The following is a 25,778-nucleotide window of genomic DNA, read 5'->3' on the forward strand; positions in this document are numbered from 1 at the left end:
CGATGATCCTGATGCAAGCATGCGGAAGCCTCCCTTCGTCCGTGGATTCAAGGCTCTATCGAGCTCAATCCGCTGAAGTAATCATCAACTGCGAGACACACATGTGATACGCCCCTGTTTTCTCATTGGGAACGCTCGCCCCGGGCACCACCCGGACCTTAAGCGGCGAGCGCTCGAAGTAGTAGGCCAAGGCCTGACCTAACTCGTCGACATCGATCCACAGGGAATAGCCATCTGCCTTGAGCTTCCTTGCAAGACCATCGGCGGACATACCGCACAAGGGGGCCCCTTTAGGCCGAGCGTCGCCGACATACGCATACTCCAGCTCGAACAATTTCCCTTCGAGACCTTCGCGGTAGTTCACACCGTAGTACCAAGGGGAGTCGGGTATCTGAACCGTGAACGCATAGACCTTTCCCTTCGGCGCGTACTCCAGCGGTATTCCGGTGCGGGCAGACACTTGGCCGACGGTCAATTCGTCCATGGATTTCAGCCCATCCAGCAGTCGCAGGGTCCGGCGCCCAAGTTCCTCTGGGGTCAACTCTGGATGTTCGGCGGGCGAACTGATCCGGTAAGTATCTATCGACGTCATGTCGACAGACTCTTTCGGCGCGGAAGGTAAGACGGCATGAGCAAAAGCGCTCATCAGGCTGCAACCCGCCAGCACCGCCATACCTACCGCAGTTCGAAATAAAACAATCATCGGAACTCCGTCCGACGACACAAGGAATCTATGATCGCGTGTGACGATCATAAGCATTCTTCAAACATAGATAATTGTGTGGACGGGCTGGCATCAACTAGTCCTCTGACTGAATTGTCAGCACTTCAATACAAGTGTCGATCCCGAGCGGACTCGGCATGCTGTGGTCGCTCGGCACGATACGCACTCCAAGGCGGCCCCGAGTGAACATGTGTTCGAGCGTACGACCAATCTCGTCAATGTCGGTGTTCATGATATAGCCCAATGCCTTCAGCCGCTCCGCGACCGCAGTGGCACCCAGCACGCAAGGAAATACGTCGGAATGTTCGGACTCCTCCGGCCCGGCATATCGGATCTCGACGAACCTTCGGCCATTCTTGTCGCGATAAATGACGTTGTAGAAACCTCGGTTTCCAGCCAGTTCAACGGCGAAGGCATGCAGGTTTCCGGCAGGAGCGTACTTGAGCGGGAAGCCAGTTCGCTCTATCACTCGCTCCAGCGGAAGCTCATCCATCGATTCCAGCCCATCGACGAGATTCAGAATGCGTCGTCCGGCCTCCTCGGCCGTCAGATCTGGATACTCGCTTGCTTGGCTGAGCTTGTAAGTATCGGAAGACGTCTCGACATTGGATGACGAAGGCTGAGGAGAAACCGCCGCCTTCAACGGCGCCTGCGCACAAGCACTCGATGCGAGGATGACTGCGGACATTGCACCTAGGGCAAGCCATGCCCGCCGTGGTCGCTTCATGCGTAAGTTTCGCGGCCTGTCCATGCCTGCCCAATGCCCATGACTTCGGAATCAAGGCCGAGGTTACGCCAGCCCCTGCCCCGGAAACAATGCGCAATCCGGGTAACTGCATCGACAGCGGGTTCTGTCTACAACGAATCGAGAACTAAGCACACTTACGAGGTTGCCGCGGCGGGGTCTGCCACTACGGCTTTCCTCCATGCAGCTGCTTTCGCAACTCCGGGTTGCGCTATTGCCCCTAGGCAGTCCTCGACACTCATATTTCAGCCGGGTGGCTCGCCGTGATGACGTGCAGATTCGACACCTGCCCGCTCCTTGATAGGAGCATCCCGACGCCACGGGCCTTAATGAAGCCCATCGAATGCGGGGTCTTGCCGGATGAGGTGCATTCGAGCGCCGACACTCCGTCCAGAGCGCCGACGCCATTGAGAAAAACTCTGTCAGACGCGCTTAAGCAGCAGGTGATGAATCGCAAGGACCGCGGGCGATCTCGACGCGCTCCCACAGCGCATCGGGAGTGCAGTTCTTCCACACCCCGTGGAGCAACTCGCGAAACGCCGGATCGCTCCCAGCGGTGGACTCGATGCGTTCGATGAAGTAGTCGCCGAAGTGGGCGATCATATCCTCCAGCGGCCCTGCCGCCAGGTATCCAAGGACGGACGCGGATGGTCTGCGGGCCAGGACGCCCGTAACGAACTGCCACATCGTTTCGCGATCTACGGGCTCAAGGATGAACATTGTTTGCTCATCAGCCCACGCGAGCGGGTGATCCAAATTTGGCTCGGATGTTTCATGTTCGATGTGGTATTCGATGAAGGCATCGATCCAAGCGTCGAGCGAGGGTGCGTTGGTCATGAGATCAGGCGGCACGGCCGCGAGTTGATTGACGAGGGTTGCCACGCGGGAACAGCACCCATTGCCGGAGAGGCTGGGTGCAGCATAGGAGCTGATGAGGACTAAAGGTGTTTTGCCGGCGTCGCCGGCGCTACTTCGTGTACGCGCCCGGTGGGCGGCAGCGCCAGCATGGCGCGATCAGGTCGACGGGATCATACGCGCCTTTTCAAGCGTTATTCAAGCATGCGGACATGCAATGTGAGGTTGGAGTCGAACGCCAACCCCGGTGCGTCGTAGCGGACCAGGTCGGTAGTGGAAGACAAGATCATGCAGCCATCCCGGAGGTAAGCCCATTCCGCAGCATCGTAGCCCCGCATGGCCTCGTGCTCGGCAATCATCACCACGACGACCCCGCCCGCCTCGTCTCCCCAGCGAATGGTGTCGCCAGCCGAACGTCCTGGCCATCGTGGTACCGCAGTGTCGTCATTGCTCTATCGAATGTGAGTAAGGCATGCCACAGGGACTGCGGCATGCCGCTTCCGATGCAATCACTATCCGCGCGTCTATCTCGCCCTGGCCACGACCAAGTGCGGCGAATCGTCGAAACCGGGCTGGCGATCGCCCAGGTGTTCGTGATCGTAGTCGCCGCCCATGCGGTCCATGTTATCGGCCGCGTCGCTCAGGAATGCGGCGATACGCCGAAGCTCGACTGGGGTTGCCAACAGGCTGATCTCTGCCAGTTCTATGTGACGGAACTCGTCTGCGTCCCGATCTTCAATGCCGTAGCCCGTGAGTCTCATTCGTGGCCTGTGTAGGTCATAGCGGACTGCGCAGGATAGAACGTACGGGCTCTCATTGCATTGCCGTGCCATGATGGAACGACGAGCGGAAGGTCAAGCCTTGCAGCGGGTGGCGACTGACTCGGTCAGGCGGGTCTTGAGGTTGGCCACGGCCTTGTGCTGCTCCGGTTCGGACAGCAGTGGCCTCGGCCGGCACGTCGTTGAGCGTGGATCACAACAGCCTGCGCTCAATGCAGCGTCAGCGCCCCATCGACGGTCCGCGAACAATGTCCTCTTGCGTCTGGCTCTGCGCCTGCGTCATGGCCTGACTCGCGGCGCGCTCGTTCAACGCCTCCACCTTGGTGAACGAAGCGCTCTCCGGCGTGCGCGTGGCTTCATCGGTCTTCATATGCGCGCGGACATGGGCAGGGTCATCCAGCCGGCCTTGCACGACGAAGATGTTCTCGCCGGCGGCAACGCGGTCGGTCTTCTGACTGAAAACCACGTGGTCGACGCGGGTCAGCCCGGACTCCTTCGACAGGACCAGCAAGCTAGCGGTAAGGCGTTCGCTGGTCTGATCCCACTGGCGGCCGTGTTGCTGGTCTTGGGCCAGCACGAGATCGCGGATCTGTCCGTACAGCCGGTGGTCCGGGTGCGAGGTCTGCGCCGGGTCTCCAGGCTTGGCAGCCACAGGCAATACGTCGGCTACCGGTTCAAGAGGAACGTGCTGGTTCAAATTAACGCCGTTGCGCGTGTGGTCGAAATGGCGAAGAACCGGCGGTGATTCGCTGCTGTCGTAATACGGCTGACGTTCTTGCGGCCGGGGATCAACCCGTAGCCCTAGCCGCTCAATCAGATTCTCCTCCAAACCCAGCGCTGCCATGTTCAGCTGCATCCGCGGCTCGACCCCACCTACCGTCTTCGCGGCCTTTCTGTCGAGGGTAATGAGCTCTTCGATCGCGTTCCGCCCGTAGTAGTTGGGGTAGTTGGACTCCTTATGCGCACCCAGCCCAACGCGTTCGGCCGATTCGGCCAATCCCTTTCGGGAGGCCCGGTCGAAATAGTTCTTTCCCATTGCTTCGACGTTCTCGGCGGAGGGCGTGACCGACCCATCCTCATTGAACTTCAGCCCGGACCGTCCGACCGATTCCACGTTGGACGAACCGCCCGTGACAAACAGATAGGGCCGCGCACCCGGTATTTTCTTCATTTCCTCCAGGTCGAACGACGGATCGGCCTTCTGTTTCATGCTCAGCACGGCGTTCCAGCCGGCAATCTCCCCCTCGGCCTCGTCGACACGCGAGGCGCGGATGATCTTCGCCACAGGCTGGGTATAGTCGTTGACCGGCTCGCCGTCTTTGGCGATTTGACGCACTTCCGCCTTGAACTCACGCCACGCCTTCTGCTTGCGCTCGTGATTGAAGCCGTGCTGAATTTCGTGGGCGAAGGCGTAGACCATCGTGACCTTATCGAAGCCTCGCGGATTCGCTGCGGTCATGGCCTGAAGCCGATACGCCGGAATCAGCATGGTCTTGGCATCGCCGTCGTAAGCCGCCCCCATGCCTTGATCACCAGCAAGAACCGCGAAGCTTTTAAGGTGCGGTTCCGGCCTGGCATTCATGGCCGCCTCGGTGCGCTCGAGGAGCAACGGCGACGCACCCAGAGTCTGCTGCAAGTTGCTGACCATCTCCTGGGATACGCGCGCAGTTAGGCCTTGGCCGTCCACATACTCACTGTTGCCGAAGCGCAGGGACATTTCCTGAAGCTTCAGTGCCGTGTGCAACGAGACAGCTGTACCGCTTTCCGGCGATGAGAGGGACGCAGGCGGTAGCCGCATGGTCCCACTGGCGATATCCGTGCGGCCGACAGGATCGACCTGATTCGATTCCAGGGCGAAGGAGCGCAGAGTCCCTTGTCTGGCGGCGTCGTTCAGGCTTCTTAGCAAGGCATCGTCCGCCTGCAAAGATCGACGCAACTGCTCGGCTTGGGCAGCCGTTACCCCAGGCTGCGTTGCAAACGCATCGATTGCAGCATCCAGCTGCCGATTCATCCCTGCCATGCTCAATCCGCCGAAGTGATCATCAGTTGGCCGATGCAAAGACGCGACGCGGCGGTCTGTTCCCTCGAGGTGCTCGCAGCCAGCACCACCTGCACATCGACGCGGTCGCGACGAAAGATGTAGGCGAGTGGTTGGCCTATCCCGTCCTCATCGATTCGCATCATGAAGCCATCATCTTTCAGCCGTTTAGCCACCACGTCCAACTCCAAGCCGCACGGCGGCTCCCCGGGCGGTGGGGCATCGCCGTCGTACGCATAATTCAGCTCGACCGCTATGGGCGGCTTGGCGCCGCGATAGACCACACTGTAGAACCAGGGCGAGTCCTGCTGTTTGATGATCAGCGCATGGGCCCTGCCCCGGGGCTCGTACTTCAGTGGGAGCCCGGTCTTGGCTGCTACTTCATCAAGCGTCAAACCATCGGTGGTTTTCAAACCATCCAACAGCCGAAGCACCCGATTGCCGACTTCCAGCGGGGTCAGCTCGGGGTACTCAGCAGGCGAGTTGCTCCGAAAAGGTTCGGTCGACGTCATGTCATGCGGCTCCTTTTGTGGGATAGAGGGGCTGGCCGTGGGCTCGTGCGCGCACGCGCTGCCCAATACCAGGAGCGTCACCGCCAACAGGGATCGTGACGCACGGTAGATCGCGGAGCGCGCGCGTGCTGAACCGAGATCCGCTTGGTGTCGCTGATGCTCGGCCACCGGTGTAGTTGCGCGAAACACAGCGGATCGTACGGCCGAACGGGCCGATGGTTGAAACGGACGAAACTGAAAGTTGCGCATTCCATGCACCGCTTGCTTTGCAGACGGGGCGAGCATAAGCGAAGCCGGCAGCGACGAACAGAGAACCCCGATCCGTTCACCTTCAGAACACAAAAGCACACCCGAAGGTTTCGACGGCGCAGTAAGGCAATGGATGGCCACATTCAGTTGCGCATTCGCCTGCGGCATGTCACTTCGCTCCGTGGACCGAAATCGACTCCACGCAGAAATGCGTTTGCTCGACCTGCGTTGAGCGGGCCTGCTCGCGATAGCCCACCGACACGTCGAGCTCGCCGCGGTAGAAGCGATTTTCCACTACGTTGCCGTGCATGTCGTACGTAGGCGTCATCGCGAAGCCCATGCCCTTGAGCGCCGCCGCATAGCCATCGAAGTCGAGGCCGCAGACTGGTGCCATATCGGCACCGGGGTTTGTCGGGTTGCTGAACTGCACGCTAGCGGTTTTCCATCCCGCTGCCGGGCTCTGGTAGTAGTCCAGTTCGTAGTACCAGCCCGACTTGGGCTCGTGAGGGGTGAACGAGTAGACCTTACCGGCCGGTGTGTACTTCAAAGGCAGACCGGTCTCGGCTGCCACGTATTCCGGCGTCAGCGCGTCGACGGTCTTAAGCCCGTCGATCAGCTTCACGAAGCGCCGCCCCATTTCCTCCGGCGTGACTTCGGGGTAATCCCTGGCGGGGCCGGACTTGAAGGTATCGTACGACGTCCTAACGGACGATTCTGAAGGCCGGGAAGTAACCTCAGCGCTAGGTGACGTCTGCGCAAAGGCAGCCAATGCGAGGAAGGCCACTGGCGACATACCTAGCGCAAGCCACATTGATGGCAGCAATCGCCTCCCGCGTAAGTTTCGGGACCCATCCATGTCGCCTTCCTGCAACTTCGAAATCAGGCCGAGATTACGCCAGCTCTAACCGCGGAAACAATGCATATTTCGATGAGCCGCGTCGACCACGCGTTTGTCTACAAGCAATCGTGAACTAGGCACACTTGTGAGGCGTTAATGGGCGCAGCGCCGTTCGCTAGTCGGCCCTTTCCGATGCAGTGTTATCGCAACTCCAGGTTGCGGCATGGCTCGTAAACGCGCAGGTTCCATCGTCGGTGCATGCTCTCTACCGGCCCCCGCTACACCGGACGGAGTGCCCTGAGTATTTAGGCCTGCACCGGCCTCAGGCCTGGGCGGAGCCGAAGGGCAAGGCGGTCCATGCGCGTGCCAGGCCGCCGGGCGCCGCCGAGCGGCTCACCTGCTCAATCTGAGCGCCCTGTCCCTTGTCATCCGTCGTTCCATATAAGAGCCTGCGCTGGTAAATACGACACAGATAGGGACATCTGATGGACTCGATCCTTCTCGTTCTTGCCGTAGCCGCCTCCATCTTCATTCCTGCGCTGATGGCGATAGGAGCGCTCTGGGGCTACAAGCTGTGGCGCGACCGCCAGGGCCGCCGATCCCCGCTTGCGGACCGACGCATCCACGGCGCCGGCGAACAGTTGCGCAAGCGCATCGAAGACCACACCGACTCGATGCTGGGCGGCTTGATCGCCCTGTTCTTTCTTGGCCCCTACTTCCTCGCGGCATGGGCGCTGCCAAAGGTCGAATGGGGCAATGCCAAGTTCGGCGTGAGCGAGGTTTTGTATCTGACCGCTTTTCTGGTTATGGCTGCGTTCTCCCTACGCCGCATCATCGTCAGCGGCAATGCACGGCGGCGCGGAATGGACGGCTTGAAGGCCGAGATGTTCGTCGCGCAGGAGCTGAATCGGCTGATCGGGTTGGGGGCGACGGTCTTGCATGACGTCCCCTGCGAATCCTTCAATCTCGACCACGTTGTGATCGGCCGCCACGCCGTTTTCGTGATCGAGACCAAATCGGTGCGCAAGCCGCCCAAGACCGGCAGCAAAGATCACTTCAAAGTGGCCTATGACGGCGAGCGCCTGCGCTTTCCCGACCATGTCAACGCAAAGGCCATCGCGCAGGCACGGCAGCAAGCCGGCTGGCTAGCCGCCTATCTGCGCCAGATGAATATTGCAGTCCCGGTGAAAGCCGCGGTCGCGCTGCCCGGCTGGTGGATCGATAGTCCGCGGCTGCCAGACGATGGCGTCCGGGTGTTCAATCCTGCGGGCCGAGGCGCCCATTTCATGGCGGATGCGCGCTTGGGCGCGACACCACTCAGCCCAGCTCAGGCCAGCCTTATCACTCAAGCATTGGTCATGCGCTATCCAGTTGAAGCCTGAGCACCGGCAGCCTGTCGTCTATCGGGTCGCCACATGCTGCGCAGCTTGAGCTGGACAATTGGTCTTAGCCGAGAGCTGCGGCCCCCTTGATGTCGAACCCGGTGTAGAGCAAGGTGCGCAAGACGCCTCGACGATTCGGTTATGAACCAGAATCCGTGCGCAGGATCAGCTCGAGATTGGCATCGTGCTGTAAGCCCTCCGCGCTGTAGTGAAACAGGCCGGCCGCAGGCACCTCGATCATGCATCCTTCTTGCAGGTAGGCCCACTCCGTGGCTATGTAGCCAGTCAAAGCCGTCTGCTCGGCGATCATGACGACGACGGCTCCAGTCCCGCTATCGCCCCAACGAATCTGATCGCCCAGTCGCACGTCCTGGCCGTCGTGATAACGCAGCGTTGTCATTGCCCCTCCTGGCCTGTGTACCCATTCTTGCGCGAGTTCGGCTTGCCGCTTCCGCTGCAGCGTTTTCCCCCGGCCATTTCGCTCCGTCGTATTCGCGAGCTTAGCCGCGCGGGCCAAAGGGTGGAAATATCCGCCGCTTGATTTCCGCCAGGGCCTGACGTTGCTGCACTTCCGATAGCAACCCGAAGGCGAGCACCATCTGGGCAAGCAGATCCGAGTCCGCGAACAAGTAGGCGACTGGCACCCGCAGATCATCCGCGATGCGTTGCAGAGCGGCTAGCTCTGGCTTGTCGCCCGGCTTCAAGTAACGAACGAATCGGGCATTTGCGAGACGAGCACTTAGGGCAGCATCCATGCGTCCACTCCTCAGGTAAGTCAGCCACTTGGGCCGGCGGATATGTCCAGATCGGACACACCACAACTTTCCAATATGGAATCAATGAAGTCAACCGTTTTGGAAAGGAAAGTCCTTGCCGATTTGGTCAGACTCCGGCCATGGATACTTTCGGCTCTAGGTTGCGTGGCCTGCGCGAAGCTCGCGGTTGGTCCCAGGAGAAGCTGGGCTTCGAACTCGAGGTCACCGGTGCGACCGTCTCGAAGTGGGAGACCGGGCGGGCCGAGCCCAATCTGGGGCACCTTGAGCTGTTCCTACAGGTGTTCGCCCAGGACAGCGTGACGCTGGATTGGCTGATCACGGGGAAGAAGTTTGGCTCGGCAAAGACCGATAAGGCCCGCAAAGCCAGTGAGCCTTCTCCCCGGGCGGCAGACAGTCAGGACGAGCAGGCATTGCTGGCCCGCTACCGTCGACTGCCCGCCAAGAAACAAAAGATGTTGCTAGGCCTGTTGGAAGACTGAGCACCTCTCCGCCCCCGCATCGGGCGCAGCCATGGCGAAGCCCCAGTGATCGACCTCCCTTTTGAAGTTGGCGCGCTCTACCACCGCGGCAATGAAATACACGGATTACTCGGTGGCCAACGGCAAGGCGGGATCTCTACGCCGAAAGACCAGCCCTTCATCATCGCCTTCACCGGCGAGGCCGGTAAATCGCACGGCTACGAGGACTTCTGGGATGACGAACGTGTCTTTCATTACTTTGGCGAAGGCCAAAGCGGGGACATGCAGTACACAGGCGGCAACCGAGCCATTGAAAACCATGTAGCCGACGGCAAGAGGCTGCTGCTGTTTCAGATGATGGGGCGCGGCAAGCCGTATCGTTACCTCGGCGAGTTCGTCAAACAGTCGTCCTACCTGAGGCCTAATACGCCGGACACTAGCGGCTCTTTGCGGACTGCGATCGTCTTTCGCCTGGTCCCGGTAGAAGACGGCGCCTTCTTTGCCGGCAACAAGGTCGCGGAACCCCAGGCCTCATATCAGACGCTCGACAGCACGGTCTCTTCGCGACTGGTCGAAGTTCGCAACAAGCAGTCGCTGTTCCGCAGGCGCTTGCTCGGTATCGAGAAGCAGTGTCGGCTCACGGGCATTCAAGACCTGCGCTTCCTTCGCGCCAGCCACATCAAGCCCTGGGCCGCCTGCACGAGCGGCGACGAACGCACCGACGCCCATAACGGCATGCTGCTGACCCCACAAGCGGACCTGTTGTTTGATCGCGGCTGGATCACCTTCGAAGGCAAGGGCGCCCTCATCGTCACCAACGAGCTGCCGGCCGACGTGATAAAGCGGCTTGGTCTGAACCTGCGCCAAGGACGGAACTGCGGCTTATTTAGCGAGAAGCAGGCGACCTACCTGGACTACCACCGCACGCAAGTGTTTGAGCGGCGTTACAAGAGGAGCCTCGATCCCATCGACGATCTTATGGGTGACCTAGTCGGCTCAGTAACTTGAGGCCAGGCGGCTCAATCGCCGCCCTCGTCTCCGCCGTTACAGCCACAGATCGATGGGCCATCTTCCACGTAGGCACCGTCGCTCGGGTACTCATGGGGATCGTGTTGCGAGAGCACCAAGCCGGCTTCGCGTGCATCGGTCTTCGCCAATTGCACGCACACCACGGCCCAGATGAGCGGCAACAACCAGATCAGGGCGAGCTGCCATCGCTGCTGCGCGGGGAGAACCCGCCGCTGCCCAGCACCACCCTCGTTGCCGCCAGGTCGAGCATCACCAGGATGCCCAGCACCACTGCTTGCCATCCCATAGCGCCACCTCGATCCGGCAGATCCGATGCGCGCACTCTCGGCGACGGCCGGGCGGCCGTCTGTAACCCGAACGTACTGCCCTGCCCGCTCGATCGCGCCGAGTCAGGCCTTGCTGCGGGTGGCGACCGACTCGGTCAGGCGGGCCTTGAGGTCGGCTACGGCCTTGCGCTGCTCGGGTTTGGGCAACAGGCCCAAGGTCAGGATGGCCTCGGCCATGGTGTCGGTTTCGGCGTAGAGGAAGGCGAGCGGGACACCCAAGGCCTCGGCGATTCGGCGCGCGGTCGCCAGATCGGCGTCATGGACCGCCTTCTAGTAGCGGTTTATCCGCACGGCCGCGGTTTCTTGCGGTAGACCTATGGTCATTCCCAGCTCCTTTTGTTTCAACCCGATTTGCGGGTCATATACAAAAGGATTACGACAAAAAATCTGAGCGTCAATTACGATAATCGTAATTACGATTATCGTAATACCCTAGCCGGCTCTACAATGACACCTAGATACCACGAAACGAACTCCGCCGTCACAGCCTAGTGAACTATCCATCGCGAACCACACACAGTTAGACTTCAACTGTCGCCACGTACTGCATTTGAACGGAGAAAGAAATTATGTGCTCGGATGGAGTGTGATCAATCTCTGGAAATCCGTTATCCCCAGTGGCGTGCCAAACACCCACTTCTCGATAAACAAAGGCTATTAGCAGGCTCATGGCAAAAAAAACTTTTGGCCCAAATGGCAAGATAACGGGATTCGCTTTCGCGACCTGATCGGAAATTAACGCGCCCAGCTTTCCGAAAGTTTCCGATGGCCGGTCGACCTGATAACCAATGAGACGTCCCTGCCGAGACGAACGATCTACAATTTGTCGGTTATTTTCGTACACAGCGTTATCGTACTCAGCTATCGGCGACTGAGGAGAAAATATCCAGCTTTCACTGGAATCAAAATATTCGCAAGCGCCATCAGCCTTGCCCCGCTCGTATCCCAATCCCACAACGAGAGTCGTTGGAGCAGACGCCAAAACTGGCCATCCAGCAAAACTGGGTGTTATAGGGCGGATGTATTCATTAAACTGAAGATCAACTGGTGGCGGACTAAATTCACCTAAAACATAGCCGACAGTAATATCTAAATCCAGCGCATTGCGTGCGGCAGCGGCGCGAATCTCTTGAAAGATCATGCCCATGTCCACGCGAGGCATGCACGTTACATCGATGAATACTTTCAGCGTTGAGGATTTCCTAGCTGCGATAAAACCATCCAGACTTTCCTTAACGGCGCCCTCTCGCAATACGGTAAAGCTTGGCAGCCGCGCCTCAATTTGTTTATCTAGTCGATCAGCCGCCAAATTCTTATTGTGGCGGGCGAGCACCCATGCCGCAGCGTTGCTCGACAAAAACATTTCTGGAATTGTCCAGCCGCGAGTCTCGCCTGTAACGGCAAAGATCATGAGATCAAATCTCTCTTGACCAGACAGCTGCGTGTCTTCAAAACCGGATACGGAATAACTCATAGCAACTTCCGCTGTGGGTTTTCAAACATAATGTGGGGTGAGTCCAGAGAAACAAGGAGCGATTGCTCTGACTCGAGCAAACCGCCGCCTTTTAGTGCTCCGCTAATTGAACGCTCCTTCGTAGAACGAAGTGGCAATCGAAACTCAGGAGCTAAGCGATAGCTAATCCGAACTCTCGCGTCTTCGAGAGAGTTTCCGCCAGTTGCGCCAGCTAGCGGTGCAACCGAGCCCGCCCGAATAATCACTAATACACCAAGGTCTATACATAACCGGATGTACTCTGCGTACTGACCTAGAGCCCGCTTATCGATATAAAAAGACATAGCGGGATCGGAATTAAAATCCTGCCCATATAGAGACTCAGCAAGACACTTTCCGAGCGCGTTAACGAACCGCATCAACGTCCAGTTCTTTCCAATAGATATTTTGCCGGTCGGATAAACCATCAACTTTGATATGAATTGATCAACGAAGTCGCTGATTACGATCGAGTGAACACCTTGTGCGGAAATACTCTGACCCCGTTGCTTGCTAGTTGAGTAAAGCAAGTCAGCCATCGTAAGAACCCAGCGAGGATTCCCCTCGGCCAGATCGATCAGATTCGGGTAACCCAGGTATGCATCCTGCCCTCTGCGTCCACCCTTTTTACGGACCCCCTTCTCGTCTGTGAAGCTTTCAATCTCTCGATCCCGGAGACAAACTAATGGCGTGATCTTGCGAACGAAGGTTCCATTAGGCGACGAATCAGATATGGGCGGACTTGTAGGATCTATACCTTTCTTATCCAGAATGCGCTTAAATGATTCATCTTTTTTATACAAGCTCTTAAAAGCTTCAATTCTTTCTCGCTTAGCTGCTAGCGAAATAGAAAGATCTTCTTCAGGCTCATCGTCTTCAGAGCCTCCGATCAAGTTAGGCCCAAAAATTGACATGAGATCATCCTGGTCTCCGAGCACACCGAATCGCTTAAGAGCCTCATGAAAAAGCCGCTCAGAGAACGCTCGCGCGTCCTCCCGCCGCTCATACCACAATTGTACGGGCCGATAATCATTATTTGGAGTTGGCGCCGCGCTATCTCCATTGGATATTAAATCAGTTCCAGTTGGACTAAGTGCGAGCTTCAGCTTTATTAGAGGCGATGTCGATCGAAATGCTTGAACTATCGTCTCAAGGATCTCTTGAGGAACTATTTCAAGTTCATCAAGCAAAATTGCCCAACGTTGATCATGCCTGCCGACAACTTCATTTATCGTTTCAACAGCAGTAACGATGTTCTCAAGCCAAGAACTACTTACGAATGCATCCTCGGCAGAAAGATTGGACTTAACTTTTTCATTTGCAAAGCTAAAACTCAATGCACCAATATGATGCTGCCTAACTCTTAGCGCTAACTTAAGACCAAAGAATGAAGGAACATCAACTTTAATATTCCAAATGGCAGCTAATGCTTTAACAACCAAAACTTCCCGATCTCTATCTATTGGAAAAAATATATTTGGATGCCGTTCGCCAAATCGAGGGTAGCCAGCAGCACAGCTTTCTAGTGTCTGCAATAGTGCAAGACTAGTGGCAACAGAGAAAGCCGCTTCCATCAAATTCTTTCTTAACGCAGCATTGTCTACGCCATCTAGCTTCGTCTCAAGCTGTTTAGCCCACCGCACATCAGCAGGCACGAAAACTCCGATAAAGTTAAGCGAGTTACCAGCCTCACTTTCTCGCCAGATTGCAAATGCCTCGGGAGTAAGCATACGCAGCAACGTTGTCTTTCCGCTACCGCGAGGCCCTTCGAGCACACAGTGATAATCTTCCAATAGGTTGGCAAAAGCGGCGGGAACTACAAATCGGCCGGCGACATCTTGAGATCTCAGATCTCTAGCATTGAATACATTTCCGCTAACCGCTGCCTGCCATGTGCTCATAGCGAAATCTCTTTCGGAAAATAATGCGCGTCCGGCCAGGTTGTTCTTACCGAAGCCTTCTCGAGCGCTGCTTTTAGATGCCTTAGCTGCCCAGGCATTAAATACCGCAAACTGGGCAACTCCACTCTGAGCTCATCCCAGGTTACGAAATTTCGCCCCGGCTGTTTATTCAAAACACCTAAAATCGAATGCACTAAACCATCGATAGATATCGCAGGAAATGAAAATCCGCTTCCATCAGGGATTCCGTGATTATTTGAAAAGGCTGGCTGCCATTGATTATCGAACCAAGACAGGGCTCTGATGTGCCCTTTCAATGAAGGTGAGATTGACGCCCCTTCGCTGTCAATTTCAATTAGATAAGCTTGAAGCCGGCAATTAATTCCGTGCTTCCCAGAAAGCAGGGCGCCAGCGCTCCCTGCTGCGATAACAACAGACTGGCAACCACTACCCTGGGTCAACAAAACTCTTCCGTGGTGCTTATGGCCATGAACGATCAACCAAGACACACCAGATTCGGCCAGAACCTCGATTAGACGGGCGCCATTAGTCATCTCAATTCGCCCGAGGCTGATGTCGAGATTCTCATGATTAACTGGATGATGATGAAGCAAAACCACAAAGGCCGAAGCGCGGGAGCTATTTACTTTTTCTTCTATTTCAGCCCGAAGCAGATCAATGCCGAGATCCCCTATCCGCCCCCGCTCAAACTCATTTTTTCTTGTGGTTTGATGATAGTGGCTCGAATTTATAAGAAGAAAAAGCACACTTCCTGTATCTATAAATTCATACCCCCTACCCCAATAGACCCATTGCCTGTCCAATCCGTTCCATATAGAACTGGGGTAGTCAGGACATTCCTGCAAATGTTTCAACGGATCTAACTCAGCTTCCACATTGCCGTAGCCGTCGTGAGTTTCATTGGCTCTCGAATCAACTTCGTGATTTCCAGTCGATGCTAGCAAGTGCTCTGCACCCAAGCATTCTTTGAGCAGAATTAACTTTGACCATCCTTCTTTAAATCCAGCGACAGACGCTTTATCCGTTATATCCCCAGGACAAAGAAGATAATCCGCAGCCCATTCGTCTGGATGACCCCGCTTGCTCTTAATATAGTCTATCAAGGCAGATATTGGATCATACTCAACCCCCTGCGTAGCCGCGGCGGGTCGGCAATGACTACCAGGAAACTGGGTGTAATGCAGATCGGAAACGACAGCAAGTCGTACTTTATTTCGCTCCATCGCAGCAACGTCCATTTAATCGTAGTTTCTGACGATCAACTCGCTTACTGTTGCCCGCCCCCGTGCAAATCCGCTTACATTTCTAGCAACGTTTATGGCAGACACGTTCCAGTCTTTAAATGCCTTTCGCACGGCTGGCAAATCTGCATACGACAACAACACCTTGGCTTTCTTCTGCGACGCCGTATTTAAACTTTGAGTAAGCCTCGCAAAATCACTTGCTTTAAATGCGGTAGCACCATACTCACCACGATCCCTAACTCCTCTACCCGCATAAGGTGGATCGAGGTAGATGAAGTCATTCTCCTTAGCCTTGCCGACAAGAAACTCAAAGTCACAATTAAGCAATTCTGCCGAGCGAAGCATTCGTCCAAAATTTACAAGCTCTTCAGAGGAAGGAATACCGCCCATATGAGCTCCGCGAGCCACATTAAATCGCCCCTGCTTATTTGTTCTGTATACTCCGTTAAAACAATAGCGATTTAAATACAAAAATCTTGCGGCGCGTCCTTCCGCAGTAAATTCACTACCAAGCTCTTGCCTTAATGTATAGTAATAATCAGCACGCCCCGGAAAGTCATGCGTCAAATGAGCAACGACATGGGGCCGCCATCGAATCATCTTATAGAAATGAATCAAATCAGAGTTTATGTCTCCGACCACCGCAGCCTTTGGTTTAAGAGCGGCATATAGACAGAGAGAACCACAGAAGGGCTCTATATATCTACCAAAAGATTTGGGCGCTAAGTTCAGCAGATGAGGGAGCAATTTTTTCTTGCTCCCCGCCCAGCGTAGCGGTGACCGGCTTACCGCGTTCGGTTCCATGCCGTAATCCCGTTGTCGGTCAATTTGTTGCTAACACACACAACAAGCCTACACAAGCGTGACGCCTGGCGCGATGGCCAGACGTCATTTATTTGAAATCAGCTCGATCACGTAGGTGGGGCTGATGGCTCACACCCCCAACGGATTCGGCTTCTCCACATCAATCTTGTACTGCTTGATCGCCCGGGCCACGTCCTTGCCGGTCATCTTGCCTTCCGCCGCCAAGGCCGCGATGGCCGCGTGGGCGATGTAGTAGCGGTCGACTTCGAAGTGGCGACGCAGGTTGGCGCGGGTGTCGCTGCGGCCGAAGCCGTCGGTGCCCAGCACGGTGTAGCGCATCGGGACGAAGGCGCGGACTTGTTCCGGGTACATGCGGATGTAGTCGGTCGCGGCGATCGCCGGGCCTTGGCGGCCTTCCAGCAGCTCGGTGATGTAGGGCTTGCGCGGGGCCTTGGCTTCCGGGTTGAGGCGGTTGTGGCGCTCGGCGTCGGTGGCGTCGCGGGCGAGTTCGTTGAAGCTCGGGCAGGACCAAATGTCGGCGGTGACGCCGAAGTCCTTGTCGAGCAGTTCGGCCGCGGCGATGGCTTCGCGCAGGATGGTGCCGCTGCCGAGCAACTGCACGCGCAGCTCGCCCTTCTTCGGCTTGCCGGCGTCCTTCAGCAGGTACATGCCCTTGATGATCCCCTCGGCGCTGCCCTCGGGCATGTCCGGGTGGGTGTAGTTCTCGTTCATCAGGGTGAGGTACCAGTACTCGTCGCGCTGCTCGGTCAGCATGCGCTGCATGCCGTGCTGGAGCAGGGTCACCACCTCGTAGCTGAAGGTCGGGTCGTAGCTGCGGCAGTTCGGGATCAGGCCGGCCTGGACCATGCTGTGGCCGTCTTCGTGCTGCAGGCCTTCGCCGTTGAGGGTGGTGCGGCCGGCGGTGGCGCCCAGCAGGAAGCCGCGCGCGCGCATGTCCGCCGCCTGCCAGGCGCTGTCGCCGATGCGCTGGAAGCCGAACATCGAGTAATAGATGTAGAACGGCAGCATCTGCAGGTCGTTGGTGCTGTAGCTGGTGGCTGCCGCCAGCCACGACGAGAACGCGCCGGCTTCGGTGATGCCTTCTTCCAGCACCTGGCCGGTGGTGTCTTCGCGGTAGTACATCAGCTGGTCGCGGTCGACCGGCTTGTACTTCTGGCCGTGCGGGGCGTAGATGCCGAGCTGGCGGAACAGGCCTTCCATGCCGAAGGTGCGGGCTTCGTCGGCCACGATGGGCACGATGCGCGGGCCGACCTGCTTGTCGCGCAGGGCGATGTTGAGCGCCTGCACGAACGACATGGTGGTGCTGATTTCGCGCTCGCCGGTGCTCTTGAGCAGGCGGTCATAGGTTTCGAGCGGCGGCACGGCGAGCGAGGTGCTGGCCTTGCGGCGGCGCTGTGGCAGGAAACCGCCGAGGGCCTTGCGGCGCTCGAGCATGTATTCGACTTCCGGCGACTTCTCGCCGGGGTGGAAGAACGGCACGGCGCCGTCTTTGAGCTGTTCGTCGCTGACCGGGATGTTGAAGCGGTCGCGGAACAGGCGGACGGCTTCATCGTCCATCTTCTTGGTGCCGTGGGTCGGGTTGAGCGATTCGCCCGACGCGCCCATGCCGTAGCCCTTGACCGTCTTGGCCAGGATCACGGTGGGCATGCCCTTGGTGTTCACCGCCTCGTGGTAGGCGGCGTAGACCTTGTGCGGGTCGTGCCCGCCGCGGTTGAGGCGCCAGATGTCGTCGTCGGACAGGTTGGCGACCAGCGCGGCGGTTTCCGGGTATTTGCCGAAGAAGTTGTCGCGGGTGTACTTGCCGCCGAAGGCCTTGCAGTTCTGGTATTCGCCGTCGACGGTTTCCATCATCAGCTGGCGCAGCTTGCCGGTGGTGTCGCGCGCGAGCAGCGGGTCCCAGTAGCTGCCCCAGACGGTCTTGATGACGTTCCAGCCGGCGCCGCGGAACTGGCCTTCCAGCTCCTGGATGATCTTGCCGTTGCCGCGCACCGGGCCGTCGAGGCGCTGCAGGTTGCAGTTGATGACGAAGACCAGGTTGTCGAGGCCTTCGCGGCCGGCCACCGAGATGGCGCCGAGCGATTCGGGCTCGTCGGTCTCGCCGTCGCCGAGGAAGGCCCAGACCTTGCGGTCGGACTTCGGCATCAGGCCGCGGCCTTCCAGGTATTTCCAGTTGCGCGCCTGGTAGATGGCGCTGATCGGGCCCAGGCCCATCGACACCGTCGGCACCTGCCAGTAGTCCGGCATCAGCCAGGGGTGCGGGTAGGAGCTGACGCCGCGGCCGTCGACCTCCATGCGGAAGTTGTCGAGCTGCGATTCGCTCAGCCGGCCTTCGAGGAAGGAGCGCGCGTAGATGCCGGGCGAGCTGTGGCCCTGGACGCCGATGAGGTCGCCGGGGTGGTCGCCTTCGGGGCCGCGCCAGAAGTGGTTGAAGCCGACGTCGTACAGGGTGGCCGCCGAGGCGAAGCTGGCGATGTGGCCGCCGAGGTCGCCGGGCTTGCGGTTGGCGCGCACGACCATGGCCATGGCGTTCCAGCGGATCAGCGAGCGGATCCGCCATTCCATCGCGGCGTCGCCGGGGCTCTTGGCCTCCAGGTGCGGCGGGATGGTGTTGATGTATTCGGTGGTGGGCTGGAACGGCAGGTGCGCGCCGGCGCGGCGCGTGACTTCGACCATGCCTTCGAGCAGCTGGTGCGCGCGCTCGGCACCGTCGCGGGCGATGACGGCCTGTACGGACTCGACCCACTCCTGGGTTTCGGTCGGATCGGGGTCGTTCTGGAGCAGGTCGTGCAAAGAGCTGGCAAGCGGCTGATTCATCGATCTCGCGGCCCCGTGGCCGCGCCTCAAAGGTGGGGGACGGATTAGAGCACCGAGTCTAACAAACGGTGACGGGGTTACGACTTGCGGTGGCGGCTGTAAAGGGTGGAATAGTCCGTTTTGGCTAGGGGTGTGCTTGGGGTGGCGGGTCGGTTTGGGCGGGTTGGCGGGTCGTGGATGGGGTGGCGTTGGGATACGCGGGCGTGTGGTTGGGGGTGGGCGCCCCTTTGCTGCACCGCTCTTAGGGTAGGAGCGGCGCGAGCCGCGACCGAGGGGGTGAGCGGCGGCGATGGCCTGGGAGGGCAACGGCTCTTCGACGGCCGGTATGTCGGCATCGGTGGGGTTCGCCGGCTGATGCGATGGCGCGGTCGCGGCTTGCGCCGCTCCTACCCTTTGCTGCGCGGGTTTTGGGTAGGAGCGGCGCGAGCCGCGACCGAGGGGTTGTCCGTGGCGGCGACGGCTTGGGTGGCGACGGTTCTGGATCGGCCGGTCGGTTTGTCGGCTATTGGCGGGTTTCGCCGGTTTATGCGGCGGCGCGGTCGCGGCTTGCGCCGCTCCTACCCTTTGCTGCGCGGGTTTTGGGTAGGAGCGGCGCGAGCCGCGACCGCCGGGGTGAGCGGCGGCGATGGCCTGGGAGGGCAACGGCTCTTCGACGGCCGGTATGTCGGCATCGGTGGGGTTCGCCGGCTGATGCGATGGCGAGGTCGCGGCTTGCGCCGCTCCTACCCTTTGCTGCGCGGGTTTTGGGTAGGAGCGGCGCGAGCCGCGATCGCGGGATGTGGGTGGCGGCGATGGCCTGGGATGGCGGCGGCTCTTCGACGGCCGGCATGTCGGCATTGGCGGGTTCGCGGGCTTGTGCGTTGGCGTGGTCGCGGCTTGCGCCGCTCCTACCCCTTTGCGGCGCGGGTTTTGGGTAGGAGCGGCGCGAGCCGCGACACGGGGGCGGGACGAATCCCGACACGCGGCGTGTCGGTTCCCCGATGGGCTCATTCGGGGCCTGCGGCGAACCTGCCTGCATGCTAGATCGATCTCTCCCGAAGGCTCCCGGTCACGCGGCTCTGCGGCGGGGCCGGGTGTCGGAAGCCCACCACGTGTATTTGGTCACGTTCACCACGGCGCAGCGGCGCGCTCTGTTCGCCGATGCGGAACTGGCGCGGTGCGCGATCGCGGCCTTGCTCGATCGGCGTTCATGGGAGCGATCGACCTTGTTGGCCTGGGTGTTGATGCCGGACCACTGGCACGGGTTGGTCGAACTGGGGCCGAGGGATTCGTTGCCGGCCTTGGTTCGCCAATTGAAATGCTGCGCCTCGCGACGGGTGCGGGCGGCGATGTACGGACTGCCTGTGTTGGATGCGGTGTGGGCGCAGGCGTATCACGACCATGCGCTCCGGCGGGAGGAGTCGCTGATCGACGCGGCGCGGTACGTGGTGATGAACCCGGTGCGGGCGGGGTTAGTGGACGACGTGCGGGCGTATCCGCATTGGGGCGCGGTGTGGAGCGGTGACGCAGGTGTTGGAGCCGATGAAGGCGATGGGGATGCTGGGTTATGGCTGGGGTGAGTTGTGGCGGTGATGCGCAGGTTCTGCGCGCATCGTGGTGGTTGATGGTTCGCGGTCGCGGCTTGCGCCGCTCCTACCCTTGAAGCCGTTATGGCTGACGGAATGCCGGTTCTGACCGGACCTGGCAGGTGTGGATTCGCGGTCGCGGCTTGCGCCGCTCCTACCCTTTGCTTGGTCGGCTTTGGGGTAGGAGCGGCGCGAGCCGCGACCGCCATGTCCAAGCAGCCGCGCAATCATCGGCGACGATGCGCCACTTCGACGCCAGACCCTCACCCCGGCGCGCTACGCAACACCACGATGCCGGCAACGATCAAGGCCACGCCGCCCAGGCGCAACGGGGTGATCGCTTCGCCGAACAGGATCGAGCCGAGCAGGACGGTGCCGGCGGCGCCGATACCGGTCCATACGGCGTAGGCGCTGCCGACCGGCAAGGCGGTCAGGGCGCGGCCGAGCAGCCAGACGAAGGCGATCAGGGCGATCACCGAGGCCGCGGTCCAGCCAGGCTTGGTGTAGCCCTGCGACAGCTTCATGGTCAGCGCCCAGGCCACGTCGATCAGGCCGGCGGCGATCAGCATGGTCCAGGCGACGGAGGGTTTGATGGCCTCGCCGATCATGGCGCTTTCTCGCGGCGCAAGGCTTCGGCGACGCTGTCGCGGGCACGCACGCGTTCGAGGTAAGCGGCCAGGGCCGGATACGGGTCGAGCGCGATCTTCAGCGGGCGCACCCAGTCGACGATGGTGAACAGATACGCATCGGCGATGCTGAAACGCTCGCCGAGCAGGTAGTCGCGGTCGGCCAGGTGGCGTTCGACCACGGCCAGACGCTTGGCCAGGCGTTCGCGTGCGACGTCGGCCGCCTGCTGGCCGTACTCGGGGTGGAACAGCCAGGGGCTGAAGGTCTTGTGCAGTTCGGAGCTGATGAAGATCAACCAGCGGTGCAGTTCGTCGCGCTCGGCGGTGCCGACGGCTGGAGCGAGGCCGGCTTCGGGTTTCAGCTCGGCCAGGTGCAGCAGCATCGCCGCGCCTTCGGTCAGCACGCGGCCGTCGTCGAGTTCGAGCACCGGCACGTAGCCGAGCGGGTTGAGTTCGCGGAAGTCGCGGCCTTCGGCGACGACCAGCGGTTCGGCGCCGAGGCGGACGCGGCGCAGTTCGGCATCGAGGCCGAGTTCGCGCAGGACGATGTGCGGGGCGAACGAGCAGGTGCCGGGGGCGTAGTAGAGCTTCATGGCGTACTCCAGTCGGGAAGCCGATACTTTCCGCGCACCCCGACGCCGCGCCAACACGGCGAACCGACAAGGATTGCTTGCAGATGCGACACGAACGACTGAGCCTGGACGACCTGGAGCTGGTGCGCGCGATCGGTGCGCACGGCAGCCTGACCGGTGCGGCGAAGGCCTTGGGACTGGACCATTCGAGTGCGTTCCGGCGCCTCGCCGCGGTCGAGGCGCGGGTCGGCGCAGCGCTCTTCCGCCGGAGCCGGCGCGGTTATACGCCGACCGACGCCGGCGAGCTGACCATCGCCAGCGCGCAGCGCGTGCTCGCCGAAACCGAGCGCCTGCAGCGCGAACTCGCCGGGCGCGATGCGCGCACCGAGGGGCGGATTCGCATCACCCTGCCGGACACCTTGGCGCCGGTCGCGGCGCGGATGTGCGCGGCGTTTCGTGTCGAACAGCCGGGGCTGCGTTGCGACCTGGTCGTGGCTAATGCGTTCCTGACCCTGCAGCAGCAGGATGCCGATGTGGCGTTGCGGGCGAGCGTGTTGCCGCCGGAAGGTTTGTCGTCGCGCAAGGTCGCGACGATTTCGATCGCGGCCTATGAGTCGGCCGGACGCGGCGGCGGACGCGGCGGTGGCCGTGGCAAGACGACGCTCGACGAAGCAGCGCTGGCGCAGGGCGATTGGATCGCGCTGGACGAAAGCCTGGCGCATCTGTCGTCGGCGCAGTGGTTGAGCGACCGGGTGCCGGCCGAGCGCATCGCGATGCGGGTCAATACCTTGCCGGCGGCGTTGGCGGCCTGCGAGGCCGGATTGGGGCGGGCGCTGTTGCCGTGTTATCTGGCCGACGCGTCGCCGGGTGTGCGGCGGATTTCTGCGCCGTTGCCGCAGGTGCGCGCGGACCTGTGGTTCGCGACCCATCCGGATCTGCGGCGCTCGGCGAAGGTGAAGCTGTTGCGGGAGTTTGCTTTGCAGTGGTTGCCGGGTGAGGTGGCGCTGGATTGAGGCGGTTGATCGGCGTTTGGCCTTCACCCCAACCCCTTGCCCGTGGACGGGAGAGGGGCTTTGATGCGGCGTGATCGGGGTTGGATGCTGGCGCAGGTTTCGTGGGGCTACGCGCGCACTGAATGTTGCGCCGCAAGCGTTCGGCATCGCGGTCGCGGCTTGCGCCGCTCCTACCCTTTGCTGGCGCGGCTTTGGGGTAGGAGCGGCGCGAGCCGCGACCGCGCCAATCAATCGCCGACGCAAACGGAGCGCTGAAGCAAATCCCCCTGCCTCCCTTTCCAAAGGGGGAGAACAGCATCGGGTTAGCAGGGAAATACGGCGACGTTGCGCTTCCCTGTAGGAGCGACGTAAGTCGCGACCGCGAATCTGCGGCTACGGTGCAAACCGCGGCATCTAGGTGTCGCGACCGCGACCTTGCAATGGCGACACAAACGGCGACGTCCGAACGCCGGCCGCGTCATCGACGCAGCCGGCCATCGCCGTGAGCCAGCGGCTCAGGTGCCGCCGATTTCGCCCAGGCCTTTGCGCTCGGAATCGCGCGAGGCGCGGATCTGGGCGTCGACCGCGGCGATCGCAGTCATGTTGACGACGCGGCGCGGGGTCGAGGCCGGGGTCAGGATGTGCGCCGGCTTGTCCAGGCCCATCAGGATCGGGCCGATGGCCACGCCATCGGTCATCACCCGCACCATGTTGTAGGTGATGTTGGCGGCGTCGAGGTTCGGCAGCACGAACAGGTTGGCGCGGCCGTGCAGGGTCGCGTTCGGGAAGATGCGCTGGCGCAGTGCGTCGTCCCAGGCGGTGTCGGCCTGCATTTCGCCGTCCATCTCGAGCTTGGGCTGGCGCTGCTTGATGATCTGGCGGACCTTGCGCATCTTCGCCGCCGACGGGTTGTCGTGGCTGCCGTAGTTGGAATGCGACAGCAACGCGACCTTCGGCTCGATGCCGAACAGCTTCAGGCGATAGGTCGCCTGCAGGGTCGCTTCGGCGATCTGCTCGGCGGTCGGGTCGACCTGCACATGGGTGTCGAGGAAGAACCAGGCGCCCTGGTCGTTGATCACGCCGGTCATCGCCGAGGTGCCCGAAACGCCGGGGTCGAAGTCGAAGATGCTGCGCATGTAGCCGAGCTTCTTGTGGAAGCGGCCGACCAGCCCGGAGATCATCGCGTCGGCTTCGCCGCGCTCGACCATGAGGGCAGCGATCAAGGTGGGGCGCGAACGCAGCAGGTTCTTCGCCGCCGCCGGGGTCACGCCGCGGCGTTCGGTCAGGGCGTGGTACTGCTGCCAGTAGTCGTTGAAGCGCGGATCGTCGTTGATGTTGGTCAACTCGAAGTCCACGCCTTCGCGCATGCGCAGGCCGAGGCGCTGGATGCGGGTCTCGATGACGTCGGGGCGGCCGATCAGGATCGGGTGCGCCAGTTCTTCGTCGATCACCGTCTGCACCGCGCGCAGCACGGTTTCTTCCTCGCCTTCGGCATAGACCACGCGCTTGCGGTCGGCGCGGGCGCGGTCGTACACCGGCTTCATCAGCAGGCCGGTGCGGTAGATGTACTGGCTGAGCTTTTCCTCGTACGCGTCCATGTCGACGATCGGGCGCGCGGCGACGCCGGAATCCATGGCCGCCTTGGCCACGGCCGGGGCCAGCATCACCAGCAGGCGCGGGTCGAACGGGCGCGGGATCAGGTACTCGGCGCCGAAGGTCGGCACTTCGCCGCCGTAGGCGCTGCCGAGGTCGGAGGACTCCATGCGCGCCAATTGGGCGATCGCGCGCACGCAAGCCAGCTTCATTTCTTCGTTGATGACGGTCGCGCCGACATCGAGCGCGCCCCGGAAGATGTACGGGAAGCACAGCGCGTTGTTGACCTGGTTCGGGTAATCCGAACGGCCGGTCGCGATGATGCAGTCCGGACGCACGGCCTTGGCGTCTTCGGGCAGGATTTCCGGGTAGGGATTGGCCAGCGCCAGGATGATCGGCTTGGCGGCCATGGTCGCGACCATCTCGGGCTTGAGCACGCCGCCGGCCGACAGGCCGAGGAACACGTCGGCGCCGGCGACGATGTCGGCCAGGGTGCGCTTGTCGGTGTCGCGGGCGTAGCGGGCCTTGTCCGGGTCGAGGTTGGGACGGCCGGTGTAGAGCACGCCATCGCGATCGACCGCGAGGATGTTCTCCGGCTTCATGCCCAGGGCGACCAGCATGTCGAGGCAGGCGATGCCGGCCGCGCCGGCGCCGCTGGTGGCGAGCTTGACGTCCTCGATCTTCTTGCCGACCACTTCCAAAGCGTTGAACACCGCGGCGCCGACGATGATCGCGGTGCCGTGCTGGTCGTCGTGGAAGACCGGGATCTTCATGCGCTCGCGCAGCTTGCGCTCGACGATGAAGCACTCCGGGGCCTTGATGTCTTCGAGGTTGATGCCGCCGAAGGTCGGCTCCAGCGAGGCGATGATGTCGACCAGCTTGTCGGGGTCGCGCTCGTCGATCTCGATGTCGAACACGTCGATGCCGGCGAACTTCTGGAACAGCACGCCCTTGCCTTCCATGACCGGCTTGCCGGCCAGCGGGCCGATGTCGCCCAGGCCGAGCACGGCGGTGCCGTTGCTGATCACCGCGACGAGGTTGCCGCGGGCGGTGAGCTCGCTGGCGGCGTTGGGGTCTTCGACGATGGCCTCGCAGGCGTAGGCCACGCCCGGCGAGTAGGCCAAGGCGAGGTCGCGCTGGGTGACCATCGGCTTGGTCGCGGTGACCTTGATCTTGCCCGGCGGGCTGAGGCGGTGGTAGTCGAGCGCGGCGGTTTTCAGATCGTTGTCGGACATCAGGGAATGGCTGCCGTGGCAAGGGCGCGAGGAAAGGTGGACTTGCAGTCTAAAGGATCGCCGAGGCGGATTCGCGCGACCGCGGTGGCGAAAGCCTTAGTACTTTGGAGTTGTACCCGCCGCCGGGCGCGGGCGCTTTGCCGAAGCCGGCGCAGGCCCGGGCCGGCGGCGCGGCCGGGCGCCGAAC

The 25,778-nt window shown here is 60.7% G+C and carries 23 protein-coding genes; 5 read left to right on the forward strand and 18 right to left on the reverse strand.

All coding sequences use genetic code 11. From position 1 onward, the window contains the following. Positions 1-64: 64 nt before the first annotated feature. The 7 genes from ACSAMQ_RS06620 to ACSAMQ_RS06650 form a co-directional block, all read right to left on the reverse strand. Positions 65-703, reverse strand: a complete 639-nt coding sequence (locus ACSAMQ_RS06620) for a hypothetical protein (protein WP_435394898.1) — start codon at positions 701-703, stop codon at positions 65-67. A 97-nt stretch (positions 704-800) separates the two neighbouring features. Next, positions 801-1,412, reverse strand: a complete 612-nt coding sequence (locus ACSAMQ_RS06625) for a hypothetical protein (protein WP_435394899.1) — start codon at positions 1,410-1,412, stop codon at positions 801-803. A gap of 489 nt (positions 1,413-1,901) precedes the next feature. After that, positions 1,902-2,351 carry a DUF6869 domain-containing protein gene (locus ACSAMQ_RS06630; RefSeq protein ID WP_435394900.1) on the reverse strand — a complete coding sequence of 150 codons (450 nt, stop codon included), beginning with the start codon at positions 2,349-2,351 and terminating at the stop codon, positions 1,902-1,904. A 497-nt stretch (positions 2,352-2,848) separates the two neighbouring features. After that, complete coding sequence (locus ACSAMQ_RS06635) at positions 2,849-3,157, reverse strand: Imm32 family immunity protein (RefSeq protein WP_435394901.1); 309 nt, start codon at positions 3,155-3,157, stop codon at positions 2,849-2,851. Positions 3,158-3,323: 166 nt separating this feature from the next. Next, positions 3,324-5,123: an XVIPCD domain-containing protein gene (locus tag ACSAMQ_RS06640; protein ID WP_435394902.1), complete on the reverse strand. Its 1,800-nt coding sequence runs from the start codon at positions 5,121-5,123 to the stop codon at positions 3,324-3,326. Positions 5,124-5,125: 2 nt separating this feature from the next. Continuing rightward, positions 5,126-5,653, reverse strand: a complete 528-nt coding sequence (locus ACSAMQ_RS06645) for a hypothetical protein (RefSeq protein ID WP_435394903.1) — start codon at positions 5,651-5,653, stop codon at positions 5,126-5,128. Between the two features lie 418 nt (positions 5,654-6,071). Continuing rightward, positions 6,072-6,524, reverse strand: coding sequence for a hypothetical protein (locus tag ACSAMQ_RS06650; RefSeq protein ID WP_435394904.1), 453 nt, complete (start codon positions 6,522-6,524; stop codon positions 6,072-6,074). Positions 6,525-7,225: 701 nt separating this feature from the next. Between ACSAMQ_RS06650 and ACSAMQ_RS06655 the strand changes: the two genes are divergently transcribed. After that, positions 7,226-8,122, forward strand: a complete 897-nt coding sequence (locus tag ACSAMQ_RS06655; RefSeq protein WP_435394905.1) for a nuclease-related domain-containing protein — start codon at positions 7,226-7,228, stop codon at positions 8,120-8,122. Between the two features lie 139 nt (positions 8,123-8,261). Here ACSAMQ_RS06655 and ACSAMQ_RS06660 read toward each other — a convergent pair whose 3' ends face one another. After that, entirely contained in the window at positions 8,262-8,522 is a 261-nt protein-coding gene (locus ACSAMQ_RS06660) for a hypothetical protein (protein ID WP_435394906.1), read from the reverse strand. A gap of 100 nt (positions 8,523-8,622) precedes the next feature. Then, positions 8,623-8,877 carry a hypothetical protein gene (locus ACSAMQ_RS06665; RefSeq protein ID WP_435394907.1) on the reverse strand — a complete coding sequence of 85 codons (255 nt, stop codon included), beginning with the start codon at positions 8,875-8,877 and terminating at the stop codon, positions 8,623-8,625. Between the two features lie 140 nt (positions 8,878-9,017). On the opposite strand from ACSAMQ_RS06665, the gene ACSAMQ_RS06670 reads away from it, so the two are divergent. Continuing rightward, positions 9,018-9,377, forward strand: a complete 360-nt coding sequence (locus tag ACSAMQ_RS06670) for a helix-turn-helix domain-containing protein (protein ID WP_435394908.1) — start codon at positions 9,018-9,020, stop codon at positions 9,375-9,377. Between the two features lie 45 nt (positions 9,378-9,422). Continuing rightward, positions 9,423-10,364 carry an HNH endonuclease gene (locus ACSAMQ_RS06675; protein WP_435394909.1) on the forward strand — a complete coding sequence of 314 codons (942 nt, stop codon included), beginning with the start codon at positions 9,423-9,425 and terminating at the stop codon, positions 10,362-10,364. A 410-nt stretch (positions 10,365-10,774) separates the two neighbouring features. Here the strand turns inward: ACSAMQ_RS06675 and ACSAMQ_RS06680 are convergent, their stop codons facing one another. The 6 genes from ACSAMQ_RS06680 to aceE form a co-directional block, all read right to left on the reverse strand. Next, complete coding sequence (locus ACSAMQ_RS06680) at positions 10,775-10,930, reverse strand: hypothetical protein (RefSeq protein WP_435394910.1); 156 nt, start codon at positions 10,928-10,930, stop codon at positions 10,775-10,777. 301 nt (positions 10,931-11,231) lie between these two features. Beyond that, complete coding sequence (locus ACSAMQ_RS06685; protein ID WP_435394911.1) at positions 11,232-12,185, reverse strand: hypothetical protein; 954 nt, start codon at positions 12,183-12,185, stop codon at positions 11,232-11,234. Then, complete coding sequence (locus ACSAMQ_RS06690; RefSeq protein WP_435394912.1) at positions 12,182-14,104, reverse strand: ORC-CDC6 family AAA ATPase; 1,923 nt, start codon at positions 14,102-14,104, stop codon at positions 12,182-12,184. The genes ACSAMQ_RS06685 and ACSAMQ_RS06690 overlap by 4 nt, the downstream gene beginning before the upstream one ends. Continuing rightward, entirely contained in the window at positions 14,101-15,363 is a 1,263-nt protein-coding gene (locus ACSAMQ_RS06695; RefSeq protein WP_435394913.1) for a metallophosphoesterase family protein, read from the reverse strand. Before ACSAMQ_RS06695 ends, ACSAMQ_RS06690 begins: the two co-directional genes overlap by 4 nt. Beyond that, a complete protein-coding gene (locus tag ACSAMQ_RS06700) occupies positions 15,364-16,173 on the reverse strand; it encodes a DNA adenine methylase (RefSeq protein WP_435394914.1) in 810 nt (269 codons plus the stop codon). It lies immediately after the preceding gene. A 129-nt stretch (positions 16,174-16,302) separates the two neighbouring features. Then, positions 16,303-19,008 carry a pyruvate dehydrogenase (acetyl-transferring), homodimeric type gene (gene aceE, locus ACSAMQ_RS06705; RefSeq protein WP_435394915.1) on the reverse strand — a complete coding sequence of 902 codons (2,706 nt, stop codon included), beginning with the start codon at positions 19,006-19,008 and terminating at the stop codon, positions 16,303-16,305. 1,016 nt (positions 19,009-20,024) lie between these two features. Between aceE and ACSAMQ_RS06710 the strand changes: the two genes are divergently transcribed. Continuing rightward, entirely contained in the window at positions 20,025-20,567 is a 543-nt protein-coding gene (locus ACSAMQ_RS06710; RefSeq protein WP_435394916.1) for an REP-associated tyrosine transposase, read from the forward strand. 269 nt (positions 20,568-20,836) lie between these two features. Here the strand turns inward: ACSAMQ_RS06710 and ACSAMQ_RS06715 are convergent, their stop codons facing one another. Together ACSAMQ_RS06715 and ACSAMQ_RS06720 are read right to left on the reverse strand one after the other, a co-directional pair. Then, the gene (locus ACSAMQ_RS06715) at positions 20,837-21,181 is read right to left on the reverse strand and encodes a DMT family transporter (RefSeq protein ID WP_435394917.1); all 345 of its coding nucleotides are present in this window, start codon (positions 21,179-21,181) and stop codon (positions 20,837-20,839) included. Then, positions 21,178-21,792, reverse strand: a complete 615-nt coding sequence (locus ACSAMQ_RS06720; RefSeq protein ID WP_435394918.1) for a glutathione binding-like protein — start codon at positions 21,790-21,792, stop codon at positions 21,178-21,180. The genes ACSAMQ_RS06715 and ACSAMQ_RS06720 overlap by 4 nt, the downstream gene beginning before the upstream one ends. An 83-nt stretch (positions 21,793-21,875) precedes the next feature. Here ACSAMQ_RS06720 and ACSAMQ_RS06725 point away from each other — a divergent pair, with 83 nt between their 5' ends. Further along, positions 21,876-22,784 carry a LysR family transcriptional regulator gene (locus ACSAMQ_RS06725; RefSeq protein ID WP_435394919.1) on the forward strand — a complete coding sequence of 303 codons (909 nt, stop codon included), beginning with the start codon at positions 21,876-21,878 and terminating at the stop codon, positions 22,782-22,784. Positions 22,785-23,278: 494 nt separating this feature from the next. Here the strand turns inward: ACSAMQ_RS06725 and ACSAMQ_RS06730 are convergent, their stop codons facing one another. Then, on the reverse strand, positions 23,279-25,591 hold the full coding sequence (locus ACSAMQ_RS06730; protein ID WP_435394920.1) for an NADP-dependent malic enzyme: 2,313 nt from the start codon (positions 25,589-25,591) through the stop codon (positions 23,279-23,281). Positions 25,592-25,778 lie beyond the last annotated feature (187 nt).

Source organism: Lysobacter sp. 1R34A, from assembly GCF_051217035.1.
Lineage (GTDB): Bacteria > Pseudomonadota > Gammaproteobacteria > Xanthomonadales > Xanthomonadaceae > Lysobacter.

Bases quoted from the DNA above. Each gene is read 5' to 3' on its own strand.
- ACSAMQ_RS06620 (WP_435394898.1), bottom strand. From the start codon at position 703: ATGATTGTTTTATTTCGAACTGCGGTAGGTATGGCGGTGCTGGCGGGT.
- ACSAMQ_RS06625 (WP_435394899.1), bottom strand. From the start codon at position 1,412: ATGTCCGCAGTCATCCTCGCATCGAGTGCTTGTGCGCAGGCGCCGTTG.
- ACSAMQ_RS06635 (WP_435394901.1), bottom strand. From the start codon at position 3,157: ATGGCACGGCAATGCAATGAGAGCCCGTACGTTCTATCCTGCGCAGTC.
- ACSAMQ_RS06640 (WP_435394902.1), bottom strand. From the start codon at position 5,123: ATGGCAGGGATGAATCGGCAGCTGGATGCTGCAATCGATGCGTTTGCA.
- ACSAMQ_RS06645 (WP_435394903.1), bottom strand. From the start codon at position 5,653: ATGACGTCGACCGAACCTTTTCGGAGCAACTCGCCTGCTGAGTACCCC.
- ACSAMQ_RS06655 (WP_435394905.1), top strand. From the start codon at position 7,226: ATGGACTCGATCCTTCTCGTTCTTGCCGTAGCCGCCTCCATCTTCATT.
- ACSAMQ_RS06660 (WP_435394906.1), bottom strand. From the start codon at position 8,522: ATGACAACGCTGCGTTATCACGACGGCCAGGACGTGCGACTGGGCGAT.
- ACSAMQ_RS06665 (WP_435394907.1), bottom strand. From the start codon at position 8,877: ATGGATGCTGCCCTAAGTGCTCGTCTCGCAAATGCCCGATTCGTTCGT.
- ACSAMQ_RS06670 (WP_435394908.1), top strand. From the start codon at position 9,018: ATGGATACTTTCGGCTCTAGGTTGCGTGGCCTGCGCGAAGCTCGCGGT.
- ACSAMQ_RS06685 (WP_435394911.1), bottom strand. From the start codon at position 12,185: ATGAGTTATTCCGTATCCGGTTTTGAAGACACGCAGCTGTCTGGTCAA.
- ACSAMQ_RS06690 (WP_435394912.1), bottom strand. From the start codon at position 14,104: ATGAGCACATGGCAGGCAGCGGTTAGCGGAAATGTATTCAATGCTAGA.
- ACSAMQ_RS06695 (WP_435394913.1), bottom strand. From the start codon at position 15,363: ATGGACGTTGCTGCGATGGAGCGAAATAAAGTACGACTTGCTGTCGTT.
- ACSAMQ_RS06700 (WP_435394914.1), bottom strand. From the start codon at position 16,173: ATGGAACCGAACGCGGTAAGCCGGTCACCGCTACGCTGGGCGGGGAGC.
- aceE (WP_435394915.1), bottom strand. From the start codon at position 19,008: ATGAATCAGCCGCTTGCCAGCTCTTTGCACGACCTGCTCCAGAACGAC.
- ACSAMQ_RS06710 (WP_435394916.1), top strand. From the start codon at position 20,025: ATGCTAGATCGATCTCTCCCGAAGGCTCCCGGTCACGCGGCTCTGCGG.
- ACSAMQ_RS06715 (WP_435394917.1), bottom strand. From the start codon at position 21,181: ATGATCGGCGAGGCCATCAAACCCTCCGTCGCCTGGACCATGCTGATC.
- ACSAMQ_RS06720 (WP_435394918.1), bottom strand. From the start codon at position 21,792: ATGAAGCTCTACTACGCCCCCGGCACCTGCTCGTTCGCCCCGCACATC.
- ACSAMQ_RS06725 (WP_435394919.1), top strand. From the start codon at position 21,876: ATGCGACACGAACGACTGAGCCTGGACGACCTGGAGCTGGTGCGCGCG.
- ACSAMQ_RS06730 (WP_435394920.1), bottom strand. From the start codon at position 25,591: ATGTCCGACAACGATCTGAAAACCGCCGCGCTCGACTACCACCGCCTC.